At 73.0% G+C, this 21,794-nt stretch carries 19 protein-coding genes; 15 read left to right on the plus strand and 4 right to left on the minus strand.

Going from position 1 to position 21,794, the window contains the following annotated elements; all coding sequences use genetic code 11:
* The 3 genes from secF (at position 1) to AB0D32_RS08535 (ending at position 4,528) form a co-directional block, all read left to right on the plus strand.
* Complete coding sequence (gene secF, locus AB0D32_RS08525; RefSeq protein ID WP_357086492.1) at positions 1-1,185, plus strand: protein translocase subunit SecF; 1,185 nt, start codon at positions 1-3, stop codon at positions 1,183-1,185.
* A gap of 101 nt (positions 1,186-1,286) precedes the next feature.
* A complete protein-coding gene (locus tag AB0D32_RS08530) occupies positions 1,287-1,853 on the plus strand; it encodes an adenine phosphoribosyltransferase (RefSeq protein WP_357086494.1) in 567 nt (188 codons plus the stop codon).
* A gap of 194 nt (positions 1,854-2,047) precedes the next feature.
* The gene (locus AB0D32_RS08535; RefSeq protein WP_357086569.1) at positions 2,048-4,528 is read left to right on the plus strand and encodes a bifunctional (p)ppGpp synthetase/guanosine-3',5'-bis(diphosphate) 3'-pyrophosphohydrolase; all 2,481 of its coding nucleotides are present in this window, start codon (positions 2,048-2,050) and stop codon (positions 4,526-4,528) included.
* A gap of 240 nt (positions 4,529-4,768) precedes the next feature.
* Here AB0D32_RS08535 and AB0D32_RS08540 read toward each other — a convergent pair whose 3' ends face one another.
* Together AB0D32_RS08540 and AB0D32_RS08545 are read right to left on the minus strand one after the other, a co-directional pair.
* The gene (locus AB0D32_RS08540; protein WP_357086496.1) at positions 4,769-5,608 is read right to left on the minus strand and encodes a peptidylprolyl isomerase; all 840 of its coding nucleotides are present in this window, start codon (positions 5,606-5,608) and stop codon (positions 4,769-4,771) included.
* A gap of 64 nt (positions 5,609-5,672) precedes the next feature.
* Positions 5,673-6,560, minus strand: coding sequence for a peptidylprolyl isomerase (locus AB0D32_RS08545; protein WP_357086498.1), 888 nt, complete (start codon positions 6,558-6,560; stop codon positions 5,673-5,675).
* Positions 6,561-6,870: 310 nt separating this feature from the next.
* Between AB0D32_RS08545 and AB0D32_RS08550 the strand changes: the two genes are divergently transcribed.
* From AB0D32_RS08550 to AB0D32_RS08560, 3 genes are all read left to right on the plus strand, one after another.
* Positions 6,871-7,584 carry an MBL fold metallo-hydrolase gene (locus AB0D32_RS08550; RefSeq protein ID WP_357086500.1) on the plus strand — a complete coding sequence of 238 codons (714 nt, stop codon included), beginning with the start codon at positions 6,871-6,873 and terminating at the stop codon, positions 7,582-7,584.
* 125 nt (positions 7,585-7,709) lie between these two features.
* On the plus strand, positions 7,710-9,038 hold the full coding sequence (gene hisS, locus AB0D32_RS08555; protein ID WP_357086502.1) for a histidine--tRNA ligase: 1,329 nt from the start codon (positions 7,710-7,712) through the stop codon (positions 9,036-9,038).
* A gap of 70 nt (positions 9,039-9,108) precedes the next feature.
* Positions 9,109-10,041 carry an acyl-ACP desaturase gene (locus AB0D32_RS08560; RefSeq protein WP_357086504.1) on the plus strand — a complete coding sequence of 311 codons (933 nt, stop codon included), beginning with the start codon at positions 9,109-9,111 and terminating at the stop codon, positions 10,039-10,041.
* Between the two features lie 270 nt (positions 10,042-10,311).
* Here the strand turns inward: AB0D32_RS08560 and AB0D32_RS08565 are convergent, their stop codons facing one another.
* A complete protein-coding gene (locus AB0D32_RS08565) occupies positions 10,312-10,827 on the minus strand; it encodes a PaaI family thioesterase (protein WP_357086507.1) in 516 nt (171 codons plus the stop codon).
* Between the two features lie 56 nt (positions 10,828-10,883).
* Here AB0D32_RS08565 and AB0D32_RS08570 point away from each other — a divergent pair, with 56 nt between their 5' ends.
* Positions 10,884-11,360 (plus strand): helix-turn-helix domain-containing protein, encoded by a 477-nt coding sequence (locus AB0D32_RS08570; RefSeq protein WP_357086509.1) that lies wholly within the window; start codon positions 10,884-10,886, stop codon positions 11,358-11,360.
* Positions 11,361-11,439: 79 nt separating this feature from the next.
* On the opposite strand, the gene AB0D32_RS08575 is transcribed toward AB0D32_RS08570, so the two are convergent.
* Entirely contained in the window at positions 11,440-12,156 is a 717-nt protein-coding gene (locus AB0D32_RS08575) for a GDSL-type esterase/lipase family protein (RefSeq protein ID WP_357086511.1), read from the minus strand.
* Positions 12,157-12,407: 251 nt separating this feature from the next.
* Between AB0D32_RS08575 and AB0D32_RS08580 the strand changes: the two genes are divergently transcribed.
* From AB0D32_RS08580 to AB0D32_RS08615, 8 genes are all read left to right on the plus strand, one after another.
* Positions 12,408-13,457: a S1 family peptidase gene (locus tag AB0D32_RS08580; protein ID WP_357086513.1), complete on the plus strand. Its 1,050-nt coding sequence runs from the start codon at positions 12,408-12,410 to the stop codon at positions 13,455-13,457.
* 159 nt (positions 13,458-13,616) lie between these two features.
* Complete coding sequence (aspS, locus tag AB0D32_RS08585) at positions 13,617-15,422, plus strand: aspartate--tRNA ligase (protein ID WP_357086515.1); 1,806 nt, start codon at positions 13,617-13,619, stop codon at positions 15,420-15,422.
* A 196-nt stretch (positions 15,423-15,618) separates the two neighbouring features.
* A complete protein-coding gene (locus AB0D32_RS08590; RefSeq protein WP_357086517.1) occupies positions 15,619-15,747 on the plus strand; it encodes a hypothetical protein in 129 nt (42 codons plus the stop codon).
* 83 nt (positions 15,748-15,830) lie between these two features.
* On the plus strand, positions 15,831-16,436 hold the full coding sequence (locus tag AB0D32_RS08595; RefSeq protein ID WP_357086519.1) for a helix-turn-helix domain-containing protein: 606 nt from the start codon (positions 15,831-15,833) through the stop codon (positions 16,434-16,436).
* Positions 16,433-17,770, plus strand: coding sequence for an MFS transporter (locus tag AB0D32_RS08600; RefSeq protein ID WP_357086521.1), 1,338 nt, complete (start codon positions 16,433-16,435; stop codon positions 17,768-17,770). Before AB0D32_RS08595 ends, AB0D32_RS08600 begins: the two co-directional genes overlap by 4 nt.
* A gap of 91 nt (positions 17,771-17,861) precedes the next feature.
* Complete coding sequence (locus AB0D32_RS08605; RefSeq protein ID WP_357086523.1) at positions 17,862-18,074, plus strand: hypothetical protein; 213 nt, start codon at positions 17,862-17,864, stop codon at positions 18,072-18,074.
* 74 nt (positions 18,075-18,148) lie between these two features.
* Positions 18,149-19,663, plus strand: a complete 1,515-nt coding sequence (locus AB0D32_RS08610) for a replication-associated recombination protein A (protein ID WP_357086525.1) — start codon at positions 18,149-18,151, stop codon at positions 19,661-19,663.
* Positions 19,664-21,505: 1,842 nt separating this feature from the next.
* Positions 21,506-21,794, plus strand: a 289-nt coding sequence (locus tag AB0D32_RS08615; RefSeq protein WP_357086527.1) for a hypothetical protein, incomplete at its 3' end; no start/stop codon positions are given.

Consider the following 21,794-nt stretch of genomic DNA (forward strand, 5'->3'; position numbering starts at 1 on the left):
ATGGCAAAGAGTGGTCTCGCGAGCCGCCTCTACCGCGGTGAGGCCGGCCTCGACATCATCGGCCGGCGCAAGGTCTGGTTCGGTGTCGCGCTCGGGCTGATCCTGCTGTCGGTGCTCAGCTTCGGGCTGCGCGGCTTCAGCCTCGGCATCGAGTTCGCCGGCGGCAACTCGTTCCAGATCCCGGCCAGCGTCGGCACCCTGGAACAGACCGAGTTGAAGGTTGAGGACGCCCTCGCCGCTGCCGGCGACGGCGCCCATGTGGTCTCCACGCAGAAGGTCGGCGGCACCGGCGGCGACTTCTACGAGGTGCGCACCACCCAGCTCGACACCGAGCAGGCCAACGCCGTCAAGGTCGAGATCGCCGAGGAGTTCGGCATCGACGCCGCCACCATCAGCGGCAACCAGGTCAGCGAGGCGTGGGGCAGCCAGGTGACCTCCCGGGCGCTGCTCGGCCTGGTCATCTTCGTCGCGGTGGTGATGCTCTACCTGATCCTGCGCTTCGAGTGGCGGATGGCGGTCGCCGCCGTCTCCTCGCTGATCGTGAACCTGGTCCTCACCGCCGGCATCTACTCGTTTGTCGGCTTCGAGGTCACCCCGTCCACGGTCATCGGCTTCCTCACCATCCTGGGCTTCGCGCTCTACGACGTGGTGGTGGTCTTCGACAAGGTTCAGGAGAACACCCGCGGCATCACCGCGAACAACAACCAGACGTACGGCGAGGCCGCCAACCTGGCGATCAACCAGAGCCTGATGCGGTCGCTGAACACCTCGGTGGTCGCGCTGCTGCCCGTCGGTGGTCTGCTCTTCATCGGTGCCGGCCTGCTCGGCGCGGGCACCCTGAAGGACCTCGGCCTGGTGCTCTTCGTCGGTATGGCGGTGGCGTTCCTGACCTCGATCCTGCTGGCCACGCCGCTGCTGGTGCTGCTGAAGAACTACGAGCCGCGGATCCAGGCGCACAACAAGCGGCTGATGGCCCGCCGGGGCGCCATCGCCCGGGGCGAGGTCACCCCGAAGGGCACCGCCCCCCGCGGCGGCGAGCCCGACGCCGAGCCGGTCGACCCCGAGTCGGCCGCGCTGGCGGGCGCCGCGCCGAAGGTGGGCGCCCGGCCGGCCGGGAAGCGGCCGGCGGGCGGCCGACCGGCCGGCGGCGGTGGCAACCGGCCGGGTGGCGGCAAGCGGCGCTGAGCCGGGCCGGGCAGACCCGGTAGGAACCGATCCGACGGCGTCCTTCATGCTGTGCGAGCAGCATGGAGGACGCCGTCGTCGTGAAGGGAAACGGAACTGCCGTGACGGAGACCCACAGCACCGCCGTACGGGGAGACAGTGGCCCGGGCACGGCCGCGCTGGTCGCCAGCCGGGTGCTCGACGTACCCGACTTTCCCAAGCCCGGTGTCATGTTCAAGGACCTGATGCCGTTGTTCGCCGACGGTGACACGTTCCGCGAGGTGATCGACGGCATCATCGCGTACCACGGGCGGGACTCGTTCGACGTCGTGGTCGGCATCGAGGCGCGGGGGTTCGTGGTCGCGGCGGCCATCGCGTACGCGACCGGGATCGGCGTGGTGCCGGTGCGCAAGGCCGGCAAGCTGCCCCGTCCGGCCTACTCGGCCTCCTACGCCCTGGAGTACGGCGAGGCCACGCTCGAGGTGCACGAGGACGCCTTCACGGCCGGGCACCGGGTGCTGGTGGTCGACGACGTGCTGGCCACCGGCGGCACGGCCGAGGCGACGCTGGACCTGGTGGAGCGGGCCGGCGGGACCGTGGCCGGCTTCACCGTCCTGCTGGAGCTCGGCTTCCTCGGCGGCCGGGAGCGGCTGGCCCCGCGTCCGGTCCATGCCCTGTTGACCGTCTGAGGGGACCAACCGCCGGACGGACCCGGTGTGGACCGTCCGGCGGAGCGGCGTGGCACGGTGCGTGCGGGTAGCATTGCCCTTTGCTGACCGGGCGGGACCCGTCCGGGCGGCGCGAGACCAGGCCGGCCGGCCCACGGTCGGTGTTTTCCCGGCGAGCGGTGAGGAGGCCGGTGTCCCACGATGTCGCCCCTCCGGTGGAGGGCACGGTGTACCCGACAGGCGACGCGGACGGCTCGGTGGCCGCACGGAACGGTGACGCGCCAGCCCGGCAGGCGGGCTCCGGCCCGGCCGAGCCCGTACGCCCCGACGGGCCGCGCGCGACGGCGGGTGGCGCGGGCACGGCGGCCGAGGGGGTCGTGCTCCCGTTCCCCGGCGACGGATCCGACGATCCCCTGCCGAGCGCCGGTTTCGCGCTCTCCACCGCGCCCACCGGCCGCAGGGTCCGGGCACGGCTGGCGCGGTTCAACGCGCCGTGGCAGTCCTCGCAGGTCAGCGAGGTGCTGGAGCCGCTGATCTCGACCCATCGGGACGCCCACCCCAAGGCCGACGCGCGGCTGCTCCAGCGTGCCTTCGACACCGCGGCCCGCTGGCACTCCGGGCAGTACCGCAAGTCCGGCGACCCCTACATCACCCACCCGCTGGCGGTGGCCACGATCCTGGCCAACCTCGGGATGGACACCACCACCCTGGTGGCCGCGCTCCTGCACGACACCATCGAGGACACGGAATACACCCTCGACCAGATGCGGGCCGACTTCGGTGGCGAGGTGGCGCTGCTGGTCGACGGGGTGACCAAGCTCGACAAGGTCAAGCTGGGCGACGCGGCCAAGGCCGAGACCATCCGCAAGATGGTCGTCGCGATGGCCAAGGACCCGCGGGTGCTGGTGATCAAGCTGGCCGACCGGCTGCACAACATGCGCACCCTCACCTTCCTGCCCCGCCCGAAGCAGGAGCAGAAGGCGAAGGAGACGCTGGAGATCCTGGCCCCGCTGGCCCACCGGCTGGGTATGAACACCATCAAGTGGGAGCTGGAGGATCTCGCCTTCGGCACGCTCTTCCCGAAGCGCTACGAGGAGATCAACCGGCTGATCGGGGAGCACCAGCCGCAGCGCGAGGCCCTGCTGCGTCAGGTGACCCAGAAGGTGCAGACCGACCTGAAGGCCGCCAAGATCAAGGCGGAGACCACCGGGCGGCCGAAGCATCTCTACTCGATCTACCAGAAGATGATCGTGCGGGGTCGCGACTTCAACGACATCTACGACCTCGTCGGAGTGCGGATCCTGGTCGACACGGTGCGGGACTGCTACGCGGCGCTGGGTGTGATCCACGCCAACTGGCAGCCGGTGCCGGGCCGGTTCAAGGACTACATCGCGATGCCCAAGTTCAACATGTACCAGTCGTTGCACACGACGGTCATCGGGCCCACCGGCAAGCCGGTGGAGATGCAGATCCGCACGTACGCGATGCACCGCACCGCCGAGTTCGGCATCGCCGCGCACTGGAAGTACAAGGAGCACAAGGGCACCCAGATCGTCGGCCCGCCCGCGCACATCGACGAGATGACCTGGCTGCGTCAGCTGCTCGACTGGCAGCGGGAGGCGGCGGACCCGAGCGAGTTCCTCGACGCGCTGCGCTTCGACCTGTCCAGCCAGGAGGTGTACGTCTTCACCCCGAAGGGTGACGTCATCCCGCTACCGACCGGCTCGACGCCGGTGGACTTCGCGTACGCGGTGCACACCGAGGTGGGGCACAAGTGCATCGGCGCGCGGGTCAACGGCAAGCTGGTGCCGCTGGAGTCGACGCTGTCCAACGGCGACGTGATCGAGATCTTCACGTCGAAGTCCGACACGGCCGGCCCGACGCAGGACTGGCTGGGCTTCGTCAAGAGCCCGCGCGCCCGCACGAAGATCCGCCAGTACTTCAACAAGGAGCGGCGCGAGGAGGCGATCGAGGCCGGCAAGGACGCGATCGTCAAGGCGATGCGCAAGCAGGGCATGCCGTTGCAGCGGATGCTCACCTCCGACGCGCTGATGGCGATCGCCCGGGATCTGCACCTGGCCGACGTGGCGTCCCTCTACGCCGCCGTCGGCGACAGCCAGGTCTCCGCCCAGTCGGTGGTGCAGAAGCTGATGGCCGCGTACGGCGGCGAGGAGGGCGCGGCGGAGGACATCGCCGAGACCGCCGTCGCCACCCGGATGCCCCGCAGCCGGCAGAGCAGTGCCGATCCCGGCGTGGTGGTGCGTGGGGTCAGCGACGTGTGGATCAAGCTGGCGCGCTGCTGCACGCCCGTACCGCCGGACTCGGTCTTCGGTTTCGTCACCCGCTCCGGCGGGGTGAGCGTGCACCGGGACGACTGCGCCAACGCCGAGGACCTGCGCGCGCAGGTCGAGCGGGTGGTCGAGGTGAGCTGGAAGCTCACCTCGGCGTCGACGTTCCTGGTCGCCATCCAGGTCGAGGCGCTGGACCGGCACAAGCTGCTCGCCGACGTGACCAGGGTGCTCTCCGAGGAGCGGGTGAACATCCTCTCCGCGACGGTCACCACCACCCGCGACCGGGTGGCGGTGAGCCGGTTCAGCTTCGAGATGGCCGACCCGAAGCACCTGGGCCACCTCCTCGCCGCGGTCCGCAAGGTCGACGGCGTCTTCGACGCCTACCGAGTAACCTCCGGCGCCTGACCCCTCCCTCCCCCTCCCCCTCCTCCCTCCCCACCTCCCTCCCCACCCGACCGCGCTCGCCCCCCCCGCCCGCCCCTCCAGCCGCGTCGATCTTGCACTTTCGGCCCCGGGGATACGTAGATCACCCCTTTTGTCTGGGCGCAAAGTGCAAGATCGACGGGGGCTTGCGGGCGGGGCGGGTGGGATGCGAAGCGCCCGCCGGGGGTTCCGGCGGGCGCTTGTCGTACGTGAGGAAGGGTGTCAGCCCTGTGGGGGGCTCATCGTGAGCTTGTTGATGATGACTTCCTTCTTCGGGTGGCCGCCGCCGGCCTGCTGCGCGAACGCCTTGTCGTCGCCCGCCTCCGCGACCTGCTTGACGATGTCCATGCCGCCCGTGATGGTGCCCAGGACGGTGTAGCTCGGGTCCAGCGGCGAGTCACCGAAGACGATGAAGAACTGGCTGCCCGTGCTGCCCGGCTGGCTGGACTTGGCCATGGCAATCACGCCCTCCGGGTACGGGGGCCGCTTGTCGGTGGGCAGGTTCTCCTCGGCGAGCCGGTAGCTCGGGCCACCGGTGCCGTCGGTCTCCCGCCAGCCCTTGCCCGTCGCGCTCGGGTCACCGCACTGGAGCACCTTGATGCCCTCGGTCACCAGCCGGTGGCACTTGCTGTTGTCGAAGAAGTTCTTCTCCGCCAGGTGGGTGAAGCTGCCCGCGGTGCACGGTGCAGCCGAACGGTCGACCGTGGCGGTGATCGGGCCCAGGTTGGTGTCGAGCGTCAAGGTCTGGGTGCCCGTGCTCGACTGCTGTGCGGGCGGCAGCCCGACGTCCTTGATCTGCTTGGTCCGCTGGTCGGCGGGGACCTCGTTCCAGGCGCACTGCACGTTGCCGGCCGCCGGGCCGGCAGTGTCGGTCTTGTCGTCGTCGCCGCCGAGGTTGGTGGCGAGCCAGACCGTGCCGGCGACGACGAGCACCAGGACCGAAGCGGCCCCCACGATCGCCTGGGTCTGCCGGCGCTTGCGGGCCCTGGCCGCGCGCTCGGCCATCTCCTTCTCGAGCCGGGCACGCGCCGCCGCGCGCTGCCGCTCTCTGGTGGACGTCACGCCTGGATCCTCCTGGGCTGTCTCTGGCGCGGTCGGTGCCGCTGAGGTTGGTGGGGCGGCCGGGTCAGCCGGCGCTCGGGCTGGCCGCCGAAGCGCCCGAAGCGGACGGGGCCGGCGCCGAGGCCGCCTGCGCCACGGGCTCACCGACGGTCAGGCTCTGGACGACCACGTCGTCGTCCTTCGGCTTGACCTTGGCCCCCGTCCCATTGTCCACGGTCGGCTTGGCGCCGATCTTCTCCACCACGTCGATCCCGCCGGTGACCCGGCCGATGATCGGATACTTCGGGTCGGCCGTGGTGAAGTCCTTGAAGAACATCAGGAACTGGCTGCCGTTGGCGCCCGGCGGGTTGGCGACCATCGCGACCGTGCCCTTCGGGTAGGTCGCGGGCTGTCCGGCCGCGGGGCTCGCCGACGGCGACGGCGCGGTGGGCACGTTCTCGTCGTAGAACGAGTAGGTGGGGCCGCCGAGCCCGGTGCCGCTCGGGTCACCACAGCGCACCGCGCCCTCGGCGGTGATCTCGTGGCACTTGGTGTTGTCGTAGAACGACCGGCTGCCCAGGTGCGCGATGCTCGCCGCCGCGCACGGGGAACTGGCGAGGTCGAGCTCGACGGTGATCGGCGAGCCCTGGTTGGTGGTGATCGTCATCGGGCGTACGCCGTCGGTCGGCAACCCCGCGGTGGCCGGCGTGCCGACGTCCTTGAGGTTGGTGTTCGCGGAGGCGTCCTGCGGGGTCCACAGGCAGACGTCCTCGGCGGCCGTGTTCTCCTTCGGGTCGTCGTCGAAGGCGCCCAGCGCCCACGCCGAGCCGGCCACGATCAGCGCGAGGACGACGGTGACGCCGACACCGGCCTGGATCTGCCGCCGACGCTTGGCGGCGGCGGCCCGGCGGGCGAGTTGCCGGTCGAGCTTGGCACGCGCCAGTTTGCGCTGCCGGTCCCTGCTGGAAGCCACCCGTGCTCCCCTTCCTCTACCCTGGTCGTCACCGGTGGTCGGGCGTCCTGCGCCCTTCGGCGGCAGGTGCGCCACGCCACACGCCCGCCAGAGTGTACGGCTACCGGCTGGGAAAGTGGTGTACGAGGTCCGGGCCGGGTTTTATCGGAACGCGTCACTGTGACCGGTGGGGCCTCCGGGGCGGACCGGGTGCGGCCCCTGGCGGGACCCGGATGTTCCTCGTGGGGCGTGCGGGACGGACGCGCAGAGCCGGGTCGCGCCGCCCGATAGGCTGCTGACAGGGAGCATTCTCGACGGAAGGGGAGCGGACGTGCTCGTGGCCGGCTTTCCCGCGGACGTCTTCGGCACCAACTGCTACGTGGTCGCCGCCGCGCCGGGGGAACAGTGCGTGGTGGTCGACCCCGGCATCGGGGTGCTCGGCCGGCTCGACGCCCTGCTGGCCGAGCATCGGCTGCACCCGGCCGCCGTCCTGCTCACCCACGGTCATCTCGACCACACCTTCTCGGTGGCGCCGGTCTGCGGCGCGCGCGGCATCACCGCGTACGTGCATCCCGGCGACCGGGAGATGCTCGCCGACCCGACCAAGGGGCTGTCGGCGGACCTCAGCTCGCTGTTCGGCGGGCGGCTGCCGTACACCGAGCCGGAGGACGTCGCCGAGTTGGCCGACGGCGCCACGCTCGCTCTCGCCGGGCTGGAGATCACCGTCGACCACGCCCCGGGCCATACCAACGGGTCGGTGATCTTCCGGCTGCCGGCTGCCGACCCGTCGTGGGAGGCGGATCAGCTCTGCCTCTCCGGCGACGTCCTGTTCGCCGGCTCCATCGGCCGCACCGACCTGCCGGGCGGCAGCATGACGAGGATGGTCACCAGCCTTCGGGACAAGATCCTCCCGCTGGCCGACGACACCGTCGTGCTGCCCGGCCACGGCCCCATGACCACCATCGGCCGCGAGCGCGCGACCAACCCGTACCTCGTCGAGGTGGCGGGCGGCGCGCGACCGGCCGCCCCCGCCCGCGGCCTGTAGCCGGCCGCACCGACTCTTCGCCCCGCGGCCTGTAGCCGGCCGCACCGAACTTCTCGCCCCGCGGTCCTCAGCCGGCCGCGCCGACTCTTCGCCCGCGCCGAGCGCGGGACCGCGAACGGAGCATCATGAGCAAGCCCACGCCCATCTCGGGCTTCCCGGAGTGGACGCCCGCACAGCGGATGATCGAGCAGTACGTCCTGGACCGGATCCGCGACACCTTCGAGCTGTACGGCTTCGCCCCGCTGGAGACCCGTGCGGTGGAGCCGCTGGACCAGTTGCTGCGCAAGGGGGAGACCTCCAAGGAGGTCTACCTGATCCGGCGGTTGCAGGCCGACGCCGACGGCCCGACCGGCGACGACGCGCTCGGCCTGCACTTCGACCTGACCGTGCCGTTCGCCCGCTACGTGCTGGAGAACGCCGGCAAGCTGCAGTTCCCGTTCCGCCGCTACCAGATCCAGAAGGTGTGGCGGGGCGAGCGACCGCAGGAGGGGCGCTACCGCGAGTTCCTCCAGGCCGACATCGACATCGTCGATCGGGACACCCTCGCCCCGCACCACGAGGCGGAGATGCCGCTGGTCGTCGGCGACGCGTTGCGCTCGCTGCCGATTCCGCCGGTGAGGATCCAGGTCAACAACCGCAAGATCTGTGAGGGCTTCTACCGGGGGATCGGGCTCACCGACCCGGAGGCGGCCCTGCGCGCGGTGGACAAGCTCGACAAGATCGGCCCGGCGAAGGTGGCCGAGTTGCTGGCGCAGACCGCCGGGGCGAGCGAGGCGCAGGCCAAGGCGGTCCTGTCGCTGGCGGAGATCTCCGCCCCGGACGCCTCGTTCGCCGACGCCGTACGCGCGCTGGGTGTCAGCGACCCGATGCTCGACGAGGGCGTCGAGGAGTTGGTCCGGGTGGTGGAGACCGCCGCCGCGCACTCCCCGGGGTTGTGTGTGGCCGACCTGCGCATCGCCCGTGGCCTGGACTACTACACCGGCACGGTCTACGAGACGCAGCTGGTCGGCTACGAGCGGTTCGGCTCGATCTGCTCCGGCGGCCGGTACGACAACCTGGCCAGCGCCGGCACCACCCGCTTCCCGGGGGTGGGCATCTCGATCGGGGTGACCCGGCTGCTGGGGCTGCTCTTCGGCGCCGGCGCGCTGTCGGTGTCGCGGGACGTGCCGACGTGCGTCCTGGTCGCGGTGACCGCCGAGGAGCAGCGCGGCGCCAGCAACCGGGTGGCCGAGGCGCTGCGCCGCCGGGGCGTACCGACCGAGGTGTCGCCGAGCGCGGCGAAGTTCGGCAAGCAGATCCGCTACGCCGAACGGCGGGGCATCCCGTACGTCTGGTTCCCCGGAGTGGACGGCGCGGCCGACGAGGTGAAGGACATCCGTTCCGGCGAGCAGACCCCCGCGGCGGCAGGGGAGTGGACGCCGCCCCGGGCGGATCTCAGGCCGCTGGTCAGCTGAGACGGTTACTGGCGCGTACGCCCGATCGGACCTACGGTGGCGTAAGTTACGCCACCGTAGGGAGATCGTCGTGACCGCACTCAGCCAGACCGCCCTGCTCCTCGAACTGGAACCGGTCGTCGAGAAGAACCTCGACCGGCACCTGTCCATCGCCAAGGAGTGGTTCCCGCACGAGTACGTGCCGTGGAGCGAGGGACGTACCTTCGACGGCCCGCTGGGCGGCGAGGCCTGGGCCGAGAGCGACTCGACCATCCCCGAGGTGGCCCGCACCGCGCTGATCGTCAACCTGCTGACCGAGGACAACCTGCCCTCGTACCACCACGAGATCGCCAGCCTGTTTGGCCGGGACGGCGCCTGGGGCACCTGGGTGCACCGGTGGACCGCCGAGGAGGGGCGGCACGGCACCGCCATCCGCGACTACCTGACCGTCAGCCGGGCGGTCGACCCGGTGGCGCTGGAGCGGGCCCGCATGACGCACATGTCCGCCGGCTACGTCAACGTGCACGACGACGAGGTGCTGCACTCCCTGGCGTACGTCTCGTTCCAGGAGTTGGCCACCCGGATCTCGCACCGCAACACGGGCCGGGTCACCGGCGACCCGGCGTGCGAGGCGCTGCTGGCCCGCGTCGCGGCCGACGAGAACCTGCACATGGTCTTCTACCGCAATTTGCTGGCCGCGGCCTTCGAGCTGGCCCCCAGTCAGGCGATGCGGGCGGTCGCCGATGTGGTCGCCGACTTCCAGATGCCCGGCAACGGCATCGAGGGCTTCGCCCGCAAGTCCGTGGCGATCGCCCTCGCCGGCATCTACGACCTGCGCCAGCACCGCGACGAGGTGGTGGCGCCGGTGCTGCGTCAGTGGGACGTCTTCAACGTGACCGGGCTCGACGCCGACGGTGAGGCCGCCCGCGACCAGATCGCCGCCCACCTCGACGACCTGGAGCACGCCGCCGCCCGCTTCGAGGAGAAGCGCGCCGCCCGAGCCGCTCGCCTCGCCGCTCGCTGACCTGCTGACGTCTCCCGGCCACCGGGACTCCGGACGTGGCCGTCGCTGGCTCTCACGACGACGACCACGCCCGGAGCGTCTATCCCAACCCCGCCCCCGCCCCGCGCCCCGCCCCCGCCCCGCGCGGCTCCCTCGCGCACCGCTGCGTCCGCGATCTTGCACTTGATGCCCGGGCGAAAGCCGCAATCGCCGCCCTTCGAGGGCCGAAAGTGCAAGATCGACGGGGGCGGGGGGTCGCGGGCAGGGGGGAGGGTGGGGGCGGGGGAGGGGTCAGGCGGGTGGGGTGAGGGGGTAGAGGAGGCAGGTCGATGTGGCGTGGGCGACGAGGCGTGACTGGGCGTCGAGCAGCTTCGCTTCGGCCAGCGACGTGCGGCGGCCACGTTGCAGGACGGTGCCCTCGCAGCGCAGGGTGCCGCTGGCGACGGTGACCGGGCGGAGGAACTTCACGTTCAGGTCCAGCGAGGTGTAGCCGATCCCGGCCGGCAGGGTGGTGTGCACCGCGCACGCCGCGGCGGTGTCCAGCAGGGTGGAGATGACCCCGCCGTGCACGGTGCCGAGCGGGTTGTAGTGGAACTCCTGGGGGACCAGCTCGACGGCCACCCACCCCTCCTCGGCCTCCATCCGGGACATGTCGACCAGGTGCATGATGGGCGGCGCCGCCAGTTCCCCGGCGATCATCGCGCGGAGCAGGTCCAGGCCGCCGCGCCGACCGACGTGCGCCGCGTTGATGCCCGGGTCGGACCACGAGAAGGTGCGGCTGCGCGCCGGATCCTGCGTCTGTGTCATGGACTCAGCCTGGCAGCGCATTGCTGAGTCTGTCAATCGGACCTAGCCTGGGGCGCATGAGACCCGCGGCGCTGGACTGGTCGGTGGAGAACTGCACCATCGGCCGGGCGATGGAGATCCTCGGCGAGCGGTGGACCCTCGTGGTCCTGCGCGAGGTCTTCAACGGCGTCCGCCGCTTCGACGACATGCGCGTGCGCACCGGCATCCCTCGGCAGGTGCTCACCAACCGGCTGGCGATGCTGGTGGAGCGCGGCGTGCTGCGGCGCGAGCCCTATCGGGAGCCGGGCAGTCGGGTGCGCCACGAGTACCGGCTGACCGAGATGGGCCTCGACCTCTGGCCGGTGCTGGTCGCCGTCCTCGGCTGGGGGGACCGCTACCTGGCCGATCCGGAGGGCTCGCCGCTGACGGTCGCGCACCGCGACTGCGGCGCCGAGGTCCGCGTCGCGTTGCGCTGCGAGCGCGGGCACGAGGTGGCCCGGCCGCGCGACGTGGTGCCGCAGCCGGGGCCCGGGGCGCGCCGCCGTACCGGGTGAGCCGACAGGTCGACCGGCCCGGGGGCAACCGCCGCGACGCGCGGACGGTGGTCGCCGTCCGCGCATCGGTCGAGTGGTGCTACCAGCCGAAACCGGCGGCGTACGAGACCCGCGCCACGACCTGCTGCCCGGAGGTGTTCGGGTGGAAGTAGTCCCAGGTGGAGAGCTGACTGAGGGTGAACGGGTAGCCGAACACGGCGTTGTCGTCGAAGTCGCAGTTCGGCCCGTACGCGGCGCAGGCCTGGGCGAGCTGCGTGTTGTAGTCGACGACCCGCTGGCGTACCCGGTTGCGCCGGTCAACGTCCGCCTGCGCCGTGGAGGTCGGGTTGGCCAGCATCGACTGGCAGACGCTGAACAGGGACCAGGCGGAACGGGCGCTGCCGCTGCCCTTGCCGACGGACCAGAGCCGGTGGATGTCCGGCACGCTGATCAGCTGCACCCGGGCGGTGGGCAGCCCCGTCTTGAGGCGGCTGAGCGCGGCGTCGATGTTGGCGCGGTAGGTGGCCACCGGCGTCATCGCCGCCTCGGTGCCGGTGCAGGCGTCGTTGGCGCCGATCAGCATCGTGACGTAGTCGACGCCCTGGCTGTCGACCGTGGAGGTGTCGCCGGTGCTGAAGGAGCGGGAGGTGCAGTCGACGTACCAGCCGCAGGCGTTGAAGCCGCGGGTGATGGAGTCGCCGAGACTGGCCATCGAGTTCGGGGGCGGGCCGGGGTCGGCGGCAGCCGGGGTGCCGGCCAGCAGGACGAGGGTGGTGAGGGCGGCGAGGGGGACGAGCAGCCGTCGGACGGATCTCATGGTGGCCTCCGGATCGCGCGTACCGGATGGTGGGACGGTGGATCGAGCGTATCGATGTGCGTCTGTGTCCACAATGTTTCCGGCAGGTGGCCGCCGCAGCCGGGGCGAAAAGGACAAAGCCGGGTCTTGCATACGAACTTAAGTATGTGAATACTTCACTTGGCTCGACCGGTTTCCCCAGATCGGACGGGCTGCTCCCGGCCCAAGTCACCCTGACGCGGGCCCGACACTCCCTCCTTGGAGGTTGTTACATGCGACCCATCAGGTCCTCGTTCCGTCGTGCCGCTGTCGTCGCCGCGGCTGGCGCAATGGTCGCCGGCTCGCTGATCGGCGCGCCCGCCCAGGCCGCACCCTCGTTCGCGTCGCCCGACGCCGCCGCCGGCCTGGCCGAGCGCCTCGGCGACCGGTCCGCCGGCACGTACGCCGACGCCGACGGCAAGATGGTCGTCACCGTGACCGACGCGCTCGCCGCCCGTCAGGTCAGCGCCGCCGGCGCCACCCCGAAGTTCGTCAAGCGCGGCGCCGGCGAGCTGGCCCGGGCCACGTCGGAGCTGGACCGCTCCGCCAAGATCCCCGGCACCGCCTGGTGGACCGACCCGGCCACCAACCAGGTCGTCGTCTCCGTCGACAGCACGGTCACCGGCGCCAAGCTGGAGCGCGTCAAGGCCGCCGCCGCGAAGATGAACGGCGCGATCCGGATCGAGGCCGAGGCCGGTGTGCTCAGCACCCGGATCTCCGGCGGCCAGGCCATCTACGCCGGTGGCGGCGGCCGCTGCTCCCTGGGCTTCAACGTCCGCAGCGGCAGCACCTACTACTTCCTGACCGCCGGGCACTGCACCAACATCTCCGCCAGCTGGTACAGCAACTCCGGCCAGACCGCCCTGCTCGGCACCCGTACCGGCACCAGCTTCCCCGGCAACGACTACGGCATCGTGCGGCACAACAACTCCGCCAACGCGGCCGGCAACGTCTCCCTCTACAACGGCAGCTTCCGGGACATCACCGCCGCCGGCAACGCCTACGTCGGTCAGTCGGTGCAGCGCTCCGGCAGCACCACCGGCCTGCGCAGCGGCTCGGTCACCGCGCTCAACGCCACGGTGAACTACGCCGAGGGCACGGTCACCGGCATGATCCGCACCAACGTCTGTGCCCAGCCGGGCGACAGCGGCGGCTCGCTGTTCAGCGGCACCATCGCCCTGGGCCTGACCTCCGGTGGCAGCGGCAACTGCACCACCGGCGGCACCACCTTCTTCCAACCGGTCACCGAGGCGCTGAGCCGCTACGGCGTCAGCGTCTTCTGATCGATCGCACCTCAGCGGGCCGCCGGGTTCACCCGGCGGCCCGCCCGCGTGCCGGGACCGGCGGCCGGACCCCGCCTCCCTCACCCCGCAACGGGGCGCGGGGGAGGACTGACAGAATGCCAGGGGTAAGGACGTACCGCAGATGAGGAGACGCGAGTCGTGATCCGTACCCATGACGCCGGCAGCCTGCGCGCGACGGACGCCGGCACCACGGTGACGCTCGCCGGGTGGGTGGCCCGCCGGCGCGACCACGGCGGCGTGATCTTCGTCGACCTGCGCGACGGCTCCGGCGTGGTCCAGGTGGTGTTCCGCGAGGAGGACGCGCACGCGCTGCGCAACGAGTTCTGCGTCCGGGTGACCGGCGAGGTGACCCGACGCCCCGAGGGCAACGAGAACCCGGAGCTGCCGACCGGCGAGATCGAGGTGACCGCCGCCGAGCTGGAGGTGCTCTCCGAGGCGGCCCCGCTGCCCCTGCCGGTGGACGACCAGGTCGAGGCCGGCGACGACATCCGGCTTCGCTACCGCTACCTCGACCTGCGCCGCAGCGGCCCGGCGAAGGCGATGCGGCTGCGCTCGCGGGCCAACCAGCTCGCCCGCACCGTGCTGCACGAGCGGGACTTCCTGGAGATCGAGACCCCGACGCTGACCCGGTCCACGCCGGAGGGCGCGCGCGACTTCCTGGTGCCGGTGCGCCTGCAGCCCGGCAGCTGGTATGCGCTGCCGCAGTCGCCGCAGCTGTTCAAGCAGCTGCTGATGGTCGGCGGCATGGAGCGGTACTACCAGATCGCCCGCTGCTACCGCGACGAGGACTTCCGCGCCGACCGGCAGCCGGAGTTCACCCAGCTCGACATCGAGATGTCCTTCGTCACCGAGGACGACGTCATCGACCTCGGCGAGGCGATCGTCTCGACGCTGTGGAAGGAGCTGGCCGGCCACGAGATCTCCCGGCCGATCCCGCGCATCACCTGGCACGACGCGATGGCCCGGTACGGCTCCGACAAGCCCGACCTGCGCTACGGCGTCGAGCTGACCGAGCTGACCGACTACCTGCGCGGCACGCAGTTCCGGGTCTTCGCCGGCGCGATCGACGCGGGCGGCTACGTCGGCGCCGTGGTCATGCCGGGCGGCGCGGCGCAGAGCCGCAAGGAGCTCGACGGCTGGCAGGACTGGGCCAAGGCACGCGGCGCGCGCGGCCTGGCGTACGTGGTGCTCGACGCCGAGACCGGCGAGGCGCGCGGGCCGGTGGCGAAGAACCTCTCCGCCGAGCACCTGGGCGGGCTCGCCGACGCGGTCGGCGCCAAGCCGGGCGACGCCGTCTTCTTCGCCGCCAGCACGAACACCCGCGAGGCGCAGGAGCTGCTCGGCGCGGCCCGCATCGAGATCGCCAAGCGGGCCGGCCTCGTCGACGAGAGCGCCTGGGCGTTCTGCTGGGTGGTCGACGCGCCGATGTTCGAGAAGACGGACGAGGGCGGCTGGACGGCCGTGCACCACCCGTTCACCTCGCCCAACTCCGAGTGGGTCGGCCGGTTCGAGGAGGCGCCCGACCGGGCGCTGGCGTACGCGTACGACATCGTCTGCAACGGCAACGAGATCGGCGGCGGCTCGATCCGTATCCACCGGGGCGACGTGCAGAAGCGGGTCTTCGACCTGCTCGGCATCACCCCCGAGGAGGCGCAGGACAAGTTCGGCTTCCTGCTGGAGGCGTTCAAGTACGGCGCCCCGCCGCACGGCGGCATCGCCTTCGGCTGGGACCGGGTCTGCATGCTGCTCGCCGGCGCGGACTCGATCCGCGAGGTCATCGCCTTCCCGAAGACCCGGGGTGGCTTCGACCCGCTGACCGGCGCGCCGACGCCGATCACCGCGCAGCAGCGCACCGAGGCCGGCATCGACGCCAAGCCGAAGCCGGCCGCGGCGCCGCACACCGGCACGGCCGGCCCGGCCGCCCCGGTAGCCGACCCCACCTGACCGCCCCGACCGACCCCCACCCCGCCGCCCGCCGGCTCCGCCCGCTCGGTTCGTGTGTCGATCAAGAGGTTTGCGTCATGATTCGCCCTGGCACGTGACGCAAACCTCTTGATCGACGGGAGGGAGCGGCGTGGCGCGCGCCGGTCGCCCGGGTCCGTCCCGACGCCGTGCTGGGCAGCCCTTAGCGGTACGGCGATTGGGCGGTTACCGCCGCCCGGCGAGCGCCGCCTCCGGCCGCCCCGCCGAGGTACGCCTCGACTCGTCCCGCGCGGCGGCGCTGCTGCCGACCCGGCTGCGCGGCATCCGCGAGCTGCTCGCCTCCTGACCTGACCGGCCTTGTCAGCATCTGTGCACACTTTCTATGCACAACTCTTGTGCATAGAAAGTGTGCACAGGTATTGTGCGTTCATGGCGAACGACGAAACAGTGGAACGGAACGCCCCGCGCCAGGTCCGGCTCGACCATCGGCAGGTCCGGGTCCTGGCCCACCCGCTCCGGATGCGCCTGCTCGGCGCCCTGCGGGTCAAGGGCCCGGCCACCGCCACCACCCTTGCGGGGCTGCTCGACACCAACACCGGCGCCACCAGCTACCACCTGCGCCAGCTCGCCGAGGTGGGGCTGGTCGCCGAGGCCCCGGAGCTGGGCAGCGGCCGGCAGCGCTGGTGGCGCGCCGCGCACGACGTCACCAACTGGGAGCCCACCGACTTCGACGACGACCCGGACGCCCGGGCCGCGATCGAGTGGATCCAGGGCGACCAGGTGCGTCTCCTGGTGGAGCAGGCCGAGCAGTGGTTCGCCGCACAGCACGAATGGTCACCCGCCTGGCGGGACGCCTTCGGCATGGGCGACATCTTCATGACGATGCCGCCTGCCCGGCTCGCGGAGCTGCAGGCGGAGGTGTGGGAGCTGTTGGAGCGGTACCGCCGCGAGGCCGAAGCCGAGACGGGCGACCCTGAGGCGCGACCGGTGCAGGTGCACCTCGCCGCCTACCCGTTGCTGAGGGAGATGCGGTGAGTGCGCTGTCCGTACGCCAGGTCCGGCGTCGCTTCCTGCTGCTGTACGGCCTGCGCTGGCTGCCCACCGGCCTGATGGTCCCGGTGATGATCCTGCTGATGCAGGAGCGCGGCCTGTCGCTGTCCCAGATCGGGCTGGTGACCGTCGCCCAGGGCCTGGTCGTGCTCGCTCTGGAGCTGCCCACCGGCGGCCTCGCCGACGCCCTCGGGCGCCGTCCGGTCCTGGTCGTGGCCTGGCTGGTCAACCTCGCCTCGCTCGGGCTATTCGCGGTGGCCGACTCGTTCGCGCTGTTCTTCCTGGTCTGGGCGTTGCAGGGCGTCTTCCGGGCCCTCGACAGCGGCCCGATGGAGTCCTGGTACGTCGACGCCACCCTCGCCGCCGACCCGAAGGCCGAGTACGAGTCGGGCCTCGGCCACGCCGGCACCGTCACCGGCGTCGCCATCGGGGCAGGGGCGCTGATCGGCGGCGGGCTTGTCGCGCTCGGCCCGATCGGGCCGGTCAGCGCGCTCACCGTGCCGGTGCTGGTCGCGGTCGTGCTCCAGGCGGCGGCCCTGGTCGCCCTGCTGGTGCTGCTCGTGGAGGTCCGGCCCGCGAAGGGCGCCGGGACGCTGCGGGCGTCGGTCGTCGAGGCACCGCGGATGGTCGGGCAGGCGATCGGGCTGCTGCGCCGCTCCCGGATCCTGCTCGCGCTGGTCGCCGTCGAGCTGTTCTGGGGCTTCGGCATGGTCACCTTCGAGGCCCTGCTGCCGCTGCGCCTCGCCGAGGTGGTCGGCGACGCGGACCGGGCCGCCGCGCTGCTGGGGCCGGCCAGTTCGGCCGCCTGGCTCGCCTCGGCGGCCGGTGCCGCGCTCACCCCGTTGCTGCTGCGCTGGCCCGGGGCCGCGCCCGGGGCGGCGCTGCTGCGGATCCTGCAGGGCCTCACCGTGGTGGGCATGGGGGTCTTCGCCGGCCCGGTCGGCGTGCTGGTCGCCTATCTCGCCTGCTACACCGTGCACGGCGCGTCGAACCCGCTGCACATGGGACTGCTGCACCGGCAGGTCGACGGCCCGTACCGGACCAGCGTGATCTCGCTGAACTCGATGATGGCCCAGCCTGCGGGGGCGATCGGCGGGGTGGTGCTCACCATGCTGGCCCAGGCGACGAGCATCAGCACCGCGCTGCTCGTCGGTGCCGTGGTGCTGGCTGTCGCCGCCCCGCTCTACCTGCCCGCCTGGCGGGCCGGCCGCCGGCCCGAGGGCGTCCCCGGACCCGACCTGGAAGCCGGATCCGATCCGGAAGCCGGACCAGAGCACGTCGGGCGCGGCGCCGACGCCACCTCCGTCTCCGCCCGGTGACAACCGGGCCGCTCCACGGTGGAGATTGGCGGGCGGACCGATTGGGTACATCATGCGCCGACCTACTGGGAACCCCCACCGGAGGAACGCCATGCTCGCCATTCTCGCGGCGATCGTTTTCGGCTTCGCCCTTCTCATCGATCTGCTGAACACCAACTTCGGTGCTCCGGACCTGTTCAACTGGAACACCCTCGTACTTATCGGCCTGCTGCTGCTCTCGCTCTACCTGGCCGGGGTCGGCAACGGCCCGCGCGGCGGGGGTGGCGGCCGGTGGTACCGGGGCCGGCGTCCCGGCCGCGGCTGACCGTAAATGATCAGCAAGGGCCCGGCCCGACGGCGCTGCCGGCGCTGTCGGCCGGGCCCGGTACTGTTCCCGTGATGGAGTCCGACGCCCTCTTCTCCCTCGGTGAGCCCGCCGGAGCGCCCCCCGCGCCCGCGGGTTCCGTCGGTGTGGACGGGTTCACGGCGGTGGGGGAGGATTCACCCCTGCCCGTCCGGATGCGCCCGCGCAGCATCGACGAGCTGGTCGGGCAGGATCACCTGCTCGCGCCGGGCGCCCCACTGCGCCAGTTGGTCTCGGCCACCGCGCCGATGTCGGTCATCCTCTGGGGCCCGCCCGGCAGCGGCAAGACGACCATCGCGCACCTGGTGGCCCGGGCCACCGACCGCCGCTTCGTCGCCATGTCGGCCCTCACCGCCGGGGTCAAGGACGTCCGCGCGGTGATCGATACCGCCCGCCGCCAGCGCCGCTCCGGCGGCCCGCAGACGGTGCTCTTCATCGACGAGGTGCACCGGTTCAGCAAGACCCAGCAGGATTCGCTGCTCGCCGCCGTCGAGGACCGCACGGTCACGCTGCTCGCGGCCACCACCGAGAACCCGTACTTCTCGGTCATCTCACCCCTGCTGTCGCGGTGCGTGCTGCTCACCCTCCAGCCGCTGGACGACGCGGCGGTGCGCGGCCTGCTGCGTCGCGCGGTCACCGACGAGCGCGGCCTCGGCGGCGCGCTCACGCTGGAGACCGAGGCCGAGGACCATCTCGTACGCCTCGCGGCCGGCGACGTACGCAAGGCGCTCACGGCCCTGGAAGCGGCGGCGGCCTCCGCCACGGCTCTCGGCGCCGGGCGGATCGACCTCGCCACCGCCGAGCAGGCGGTCGACGTGGCGGCCGTACGCTACGACCGGGCCGGCGACGCCCACTACGACGTCACCAGCGCCTTCATCAAGAGCATGCGCGGCTCGGACGTGGACGCCGCGCTGCACTGGCTGGCCCGGATGCTGGTCGCCGGTGAGGACGCCCGGTTCATCGCCCGCCGCCTGGTCATCTTCGCCAGTGAGGACGTCGGCATGGCCGACCCGACCGCACTGAGTGTGGCCACCGCCGCCGCCCACGCCGTGGAGTACGTCGGGCTGCCCGAGGTCCAGCTCAACCTCGCCCAGGCGGTGGTCCACCTGGCCACCGCGCCGAAGTCCAACTCGGCCACCACCGCGATCGGCGCGGCCATCGCCGACGTGCGCGCCGGCCGGGGCGGGCCGGTGCCGCGCGGGCTACGCGACGCGCACTACGCGGGTGCCAAGGGGCTGGGGCACGGAACCGGCTACCGCTATCCGCACGACGACCAGCGCGGTGTGGTCACCCAGCAGTACGCTCCCGACGACCTCGTCGGCACCGACTACTACCGGCCCAGCCAGCACGGCGCCGAGCGCTCGGTGGCTACTCGGCTGCCGCTCCTGCGCCGCATCGTCCGGGGGTTGCCGGCCCCGGCCGCGCCCCCGGAGGCACCGGTGGCGGTCGCGAGCGGATCGGCGGGCAACGGCCGCCGCCAGACGGACACGGGCGGCGCCGGGGCGGCGCGAGAGGGCGGCAGTGACGCCGTCGAGGAGGGGCAGCAGTGAAATCGCGTGGTTCGGAGCGACCGGAGGACGGCCCCGACGAGCGGCGCGACTCCCGCGCCAAGGGTCGCCGCTGGGGGCGGGGCAAGGCTGAGGCCGAGCCCGAGGAGCCGATCAGCGGCGAGGAGTTCGGCTGGATCGACGACCTGCGCTCGGCCAAGCAGGAGCGGACCGAGTTGGGCCCGGGCGGGGCGGAGCCCGGATCACCTCCCGGTCCGCGTCCGGGTGGCCCGATGCCCCCGGGCCAGGCGGCCCCGCCGCCCCACCGTGGCACCGGTTCGGCCGCCGCGCCTCCGGTGCGCCGCGGCGAGGCGGAACCCCCGCGCTCCCGCCCGTTGGACGGACCCTGGCCCGGCACGCCGGAGCCACCCCGTCCTGCCGGCCCCGTGGCCCCCGGTCCCGTTCCTCCGCACCAGCCCGCCCGCCGGCCCCCGGCGGCCGGTCGGCCGCAACCCGGCCCGGACGGCCCGGAGCAGCATCCCCGCCCCGTACCGGGCTCCCCAACCGGTCCGCAGGCCGGCATCGCGCTGGGTCCACAGGCGATCCCTCCGACGGGTCCGCAGGCCGGCTTCCCGGCAGGTCAGCAGGCCAGCCCCCGGACCGGGCCGCCACCCGGTACGCCCACCGGCCCCCATGCCGGCACGCCGAGCGGGCCACAGCCCGGTACGCCCGTCCGCCCTCACCCCGGCGGGCAGACCGGACCGCACCCGGGCGCACCGGTTCCCCCGCCTTCCGACGCGCCGGACGGGCCGCACCCGGCCGGGTCGGCGCCGGGTCGGCGTTCCGACGGACGGGCGGCGGTGCCAGGTGGCACGCCCCCATCGGGTGTCGCCGGGCGGGCCGGCGGTGCCGTCGGCGCCGCCCGGGCCAGCGTCCCGCCTCCCGGCGCCCCCCAGCCGCCGGCCGGTCCGCCGACCGGCGAGTTGCCCGGCGCCCCGGCCGGCGCACGTGATCCCCGGTCCGGCCGGATGCGGCGGGGCCCGGTCGAAGCTGGCGCGCCCGCGGACGGCACCGGAGGTGTGCCGGCGGTAGCCCCGCCCCTGCCGGGCGACGGGACCGACCGCGGCCAACACCCTGGGGCGCCGACCGGCCGACGTCGCGCTGCCGAGGCGGACGCCCCGCCGGTACCGCGTTCCGGGAACGCCCCGCAGGTGCCCCGTTCCGGGAACGCCCCACCGGTACCTGGTGCGCCCGCCGCGACTCCCGGCGTCGGGGTGCAGCCACCCGGCGGTCCCGCCCCCCGTGGCCGGCGTTCCGCACCTGACGACGTCGAGTTCGCGGGTCGGGGTCGGCGCGCGGCCGGCGACGACGAGACCGCTGGCCGGGGCCGGCGCGCGGCGGAGGGCGGTCAGCCGTCCGCGCGGCGTGCGGACGACACGGTGGTGCCGCCCTCGGGCCGCCCGGCTGCCCCGGACGAGGTGGAGAACCCGGCCCACGCGCCGCGCCCGGTCGACGGGGAGGCCTCGCGGCGAGGCCAGGATCCCCGGCCCGGCCGACCGGAGCGCCCGGCCGACTGGCTGCGGCAGGCCGGCCGCGCCCACCACACCGATCCCGCCCTGCCGACGGTCAAGCGGCCGGCGCCGCCGCCCGTTACGGGCGGTCCGTCGCCGGCATCGCCCGGACCGGAACAGCGCGGCGTCGAGACCGGCAAGGCCCCGACGGGCCGGGCGCGGCCCGGCGCGCAGCCGCCGCGACCCACCGACACGACCGAAGCCGGACAGCCGACCGGCGGGGCCCGCCCCGGGGCCGAGCCGCCCCGACCAGCCGGCAGCCCTCACCCCGGGCCGCCGCCGGCTCGGGGCGCCGCCCGCCCCACGCCGGCCGGTCCGCCGCCGGGCGCCCCGGTTGGCCCGACTCGGCGTGTCGTGCGCCCCGACGCCGGCCCGGCAGGCGCCGCACGGCCGGACGCCGGCCCTGCCGCTCCCGCCCGGGGTGCTGTGCGTCCCGACGCCGGCACTGCTGGTCCTGCTCGGGGCGCCGCACGGCCGGACGCCGGCACTGCTGGTCCTGCTCGGGGCGCCGCACGACCGGATGCGCCGACATCCGGCGCCGCCGCCGTGCCGTCGTCGGCCGCCGCGGGCCCAGGCGCGCCGCCCGGGCCGCGCCGCGCCGGGCCCGCTCCGTCCGGCCCGGC

This window comes from Micromonospora sp. NPDC048170 (genome assembly GCF_040652795.1).
Taxonomy (GTDB): domain Bacteria; phylum Actinomycetota; class Actinomycetes; order Mycobacteriales; family Micromonosporaceae; genus Micromonospora.